Raw genomic sequence first — 1,471 nt, 5'->3', positions numbered from 1 at the left:
GCATTGGCGCACGCGCCCATGCATTCCATTTCTTCCCACGAGAATAAGCCATCTGGCGTGACATGGTGGTGATTACCGATGCGCTTCTGACACACTTCGATCAAGTCGCCAGACCCGCGCAGCATGCACGGCGTGGTGCCGCACACTTGCAAATGGTGTTTGCCGACCGGTGCCAAGTGGAACATCGTATAGAAGGTCGCGACTTCATAGACGCGGATATAGGCCATGGCGAGGTCGAGCGCGATCTTGCGAAGCGCAGGCTCACTCACCCAACCTTCTTGCTTTTGCGCCAACCACAATAGCGGGATGACGGCCGATTGCTTGCGGGCTTCTGGATATTTGCCCATCCAAAACGCGACTTTGACGGCACTATCGGCCGACCAATCAAACGACTTGGGCTGAACTTCGGGGGGCGCGAGGCGACGTGTGGCCATCTAATTTACTTTCCCAGTTTGACGATTTGGCTCATCCAAAGGCAAGCCATGAACACGGTTATAGTCGAGGCGATCACGGGCCTCGTGTAAGTCTTCCAAGAGGTGGCGAAATGGCCCACCATAATGCCCGACGAATTGAAGGAACATACCGACTAGAATGGCCAGCGGATATTGATCGATCGTCACAGGTCCACCAAGCAAGTCGATCAATAGGAGCAATACAACGGGGATAATTCCCAAAACGGCAGTCGCTAATTCGGCCTGACGCACGCGTTCAATGCCACCTGGCATGACTGCTGCTAAGCGTTCACCTTGGCTAGTTAACTCGATCACCCGTGGCATCAGGACTGCAAGGATCAGGAACGCCAATGCGCTAAGGCCATATTCCAGCATCTGCCCGCGGCCCTATTTCACAAAGTCCACGCGTGCGATTTTGCCATTCTTGATGGTATAAATCGCCAGCACCTCAAAGGGCTCGCCCTCAGGGCTCCGGCGCACGCGCTCATGATCGACCACGACATTGCCGCAGGCAAGGCGGCCCACAAGCTCTGCATGGTTTTGCGGATATTGCGCAAACACGCCTTGATAGCGGGCGCGATAATCACTGATGCCGTGCAGATTTTCAGCACCATTAAGGTCTGCAATCACCACATCATCGGCAAAGCAGGCCACATGGGCATCCAAATCCTGCACATTATAGGCTTCAAGCTGCTTGGCGACGACCGCGAGCGCGGCCGCTTCATCGCCTTGCTGTGAAATCGACTCACAGCGCGCAATCAAGCCATCGCGCACGGTATAAATCATCATCACATCGGCGCTGGGGGCTTTAGACCCTTCGCCCGGTTCGGAATGTTCGCGCTTGATGGTGACATTGGCCAAGTCCATCCGGCCCAACACGTCGGTGCGGCTCATCGGATAATCGACCAAATGGCGCGCATACATTTTCCGTGCACCGTCCTTGCTGGTCAGCCAAGGCGCGCCACCGAATGGCGAGACGGTGTAATCATCCGCCAAAGTCGCCAACACGCCTTCAAGGT

General features: G+C 55.7%; 3 protein-coding genes. All 3 read right to left on the bottom strand.

The window, feature by feature from the left end; all coding sequences use genetic code 11:
• Window positions 1–434, bottom strand: a 434-nt coding sequence (gene nuoE, locus ACOVRA_RS13275) for an NADH-quinone oxidoreductase subunit NuoE (RefSeq protein ID WP_421720721.1), incomplete at its 3' end; no start/stop codon positions are given.
• Window positions 435–827, bottom strand: a complete 393-nt coding sequence (locus ACOVRA_RS13270; protein WP_421720720.1) for a hypothetical protein — start codon at window positions 825–827, stop codon at window positions 435–437.
• Window positions 828–839: 12 nt separating this feature from the next.
• The coding region (locus ACOVRA_RS13265) for a nuclear transport factor 2 family protein (RefSeq protein WP_421720719.1) at window positions 840–1,471 on the bottom strand (632 nt) is incomplete at its 5' end.

The organism is Aquidulcibacter sp., from assembly GCF_049239865.1.
In the GTDB taxonomy this organism is placed as follows: Bacteria; Pseudomonadota; Alphaproteobacteria; order Caulobacterales; family Aquidulcibacteraceae; genus Aquidulcibacter.
The sequence above is the reverse complement of the archived record's forward strand: the minus strand, read 5'-3'. Positions and strand labels throughout refer to the sequence as shown.

What these genes read in the sequence shown, in the direction of transcription:
- ACOVRA_RS13270 (WP_421720720.1), bottom strand. Translation starts at nt 827, where the DNA reads ATGCTGGAATATGGCCTTAGCGCATTGGCGTTCCTGATCCTTGCAGTC.